Raw genomic sequence first — 2,438 nt, 5'->3', positions numbered from 1 at the left:
TCTACATCAAACACAACCTCCAAACGGAATCTAATGGTATTTATTCGACCAACAATATTACGTGATGCTAGTATTTACTCTGGGTTGTCTAATAATAAATACTCTCAATTCCGTGCAGAACAGCTTAGTCTGGCAGCTCAAGAAAGATATCTTACCTCACCAAAACGTCAGGTCTTGCCATCTGATTATCTTGAGGGGACAATATCTCCTGAAATTAAAAAGCAGATAGAAAATACATCGCGTAAATAGAACGTTCTATTACGGTTACATTCTATTTTTATAGGAAGTCAGCGCCAATGGTGGCCAATTTTATTGGCGTTGTTTCCTAAATAAACCTGCGTTGTTAATAGGATGACCTCCCCTCCCCAAAAGCATCTGAAGCGCCAAAGTGGCGAATGTACGTTCCTACTGATGAGAAAGGCGACCACCATGAAGGCTACGACAATCGGCATTGATTTGGCAAAGAGGTATTCCATGTTCACGGGGTGGAGGAGCAAGGTAAGCGGTTGTTCAACAAGTAACTCAGGCGTTCACAGTTAGCCTCCTTTTTGCCAATATTCCAGCCTGCTTGATCGACATGGCGGCCTGTTCATCTGCCCACTTCTGGGCCAATAAGCTGCAAGGGCTGGGACATACCGTCAAACTGATGGCGCCCTAGTGGCGTTGTTGCACAAATCGATACAGTTTGATGGGAACTTACTGAGGGCACGGTGACCTGATCACCACGATCCTCTTCAAATCTGCATCATGGGCATGTCGCTCCACCCTATCACCAAACAACAAGTCTTTGATTATCCATGGTTCACCCACCTTCTGGGTTGATGCCAAGGCTATGAGCAACTGGTTTCACCACGACCATCATAGGCGACGGGGACGCAGTCAGCTTTACACCAACACCATCTGCACCTTCCTGATGCTCAACGGGATTTTCAGTCCCACTCTGCTAGCCACTCAGGGACGACTCGACTCCCTGTTCGAGTTGATGAACGTACCGCTTTGTGCCCTCGATTACAGCCGCGTCAGCAAGCGGGCCCGCATGGTGACTGTGGCCTATCGGTGGCCCTCAAAGGGACGCATCACCGACCAGGTTATCGACTCGACTGGCCTGAAGGTATTTGGTGAAGGCGAGTGGAAAATCAGGAAACATGGCACGGAGAAGCGACGGGTCTGGCGCAAGTTGCATCTGGCAGTGGACCCAGCAACTCACAGCAGAGGTGTCGTTGGAAAATGTCCATGATGCCGAGGTGCTGCCGACCTTGCTCAACCCTCTGCGGTGTAAGCTGGGACATATTTATGCGGATGGAGCCTATCACAGCAAAGCCATCCATCAGCTTATCTCGCACAAAGGGGCGACAGCCTGTATCCCGCCTCGAAAGCCCGCGGGGTTATGACACCCAAGAAATGACGCAGTGCTGGTGATGCGCATGGAAGGACTGGGCACAGGAAGAAGATATCGGGGTATCACCGTCGCTCGCTGGCAGAGACGGCGATATATCGGTTCAAGCAGTTGCTGGCGGGGAAGATTAGTCTGCGTAACTACAATGGCCAAGTGGGAGAAGTCATGGCGTATGTAAGCGCCATAAACAAACTAAATACTCTGGGTCTACTTGTAAGAAAGCCCCGAGTGTAGCGGTCATCTGGGACTGAGGAAGTCATGACTTGATGGCTGATTTTGGCCACAAAGCCTTTATAACCATGAGCGGCCCAATATGGCGCTGAATGATTATCCCCCAAAGCAGCATCTTGAAAAGGCTGCATGACCTCTACTTTTTAATGCCCCTAAAATGGTGGGATTATCAAGTCACACCCATTAATAAAAGTTCAGTTCGAGTTTTTGTGTCTTGCAACACAGATGTCCTGCCCCAAACCTAAAAACACCCCACTTGCTTATGGTTTAATGAATTCCTTATCTATGCCGCATCATTGAATAGATGCGAATCAATTTGAATTAAATTTAATCTTGAAATTTTCAATTTTTCAGCATGTTTTTTACTTCTTTTTTAGATGATGCTCTTTCGCATTAAAACAAGTTCGCAACACCACGTAAGTCCTAATGAAACAACAAGGGATAGTATACATATGAGTCAACCCAATTAAAATAGCTTGAGAACCATTTATACGATTTTTAAATATATATTTAAAACTTGTAACCTCACGAATAAACACCAATAAATAAAAATGGTATAAGAGGTAACCGTATGTTTGACCTACAGGATTTCATAAAAAATGCAATGCCACAAAGTCGTCGCCAGTTTCTAACATTTTCATCTGCCTCAATTATCACTATGGCTGCGAGTTCTGTTTTTCCTGTCTCTGCTAAAGTAGCTAGTTGGCTTATAGAAAAAACAGGCAATGATATTAATGAGTTAGATAATATCGACTACTATGTAAAGAGTAGTAACATAATTCCAGATTCTGACACCATCCACTTTGAAGTT

The 2,438-nt window shown here is 45.3% G+C and carries 1 protein-coding gene and 3 pseudogenes; all 4 read left to right on the top strand.

The features are described 5' to 3' along the window. Nucleotides 1-249: pseudogene (locus LG31_RS20715) on the top strand (type II secretion system protein GspD); the annotation flags it as partial. A gap of 180 nt (nucleotides 250-429) precedes the next feature. Next, a pseudogene (locus LG31_RS20710) lies at nucleotides 430-655 on the top strand (IS110 family transposase); the annotation flags it as partial. A gap of 92 nt (nucleotides 656-747) precedes the next feature. Then, nucleotides 748-1,630, top strand: a pseudogene (locus LG31_RS0120075) (IS5 family transposase). 568 nt (nucleotides 1,631-2,198) lie between these two features. After that, nucleotides 2,199-2,438, top strand: a 240-nt coding sequence (locus LG31_RS21105; RefSeq protein ID WP_152598460.1) for a twin-arginine translocation signal domain-containing protein, incomplete at its 3' end; no start/stop codon positions are given.

The organism is Aeromonas lacus, assembly GCF_000764665.1.
Classification (GTDB): domain Bacteria; phylum Pseudomonadota; class Gammaproteobacteria; order Enterobacterales; family Aeromonadaceae; genus Aeromonas; species Aeromonas lacus.
The sequence above is the reverse complement of the archived record's forward strand: the minus strand, read 5'-3'. Positions and strand labels throughout refer to the sequence as shown.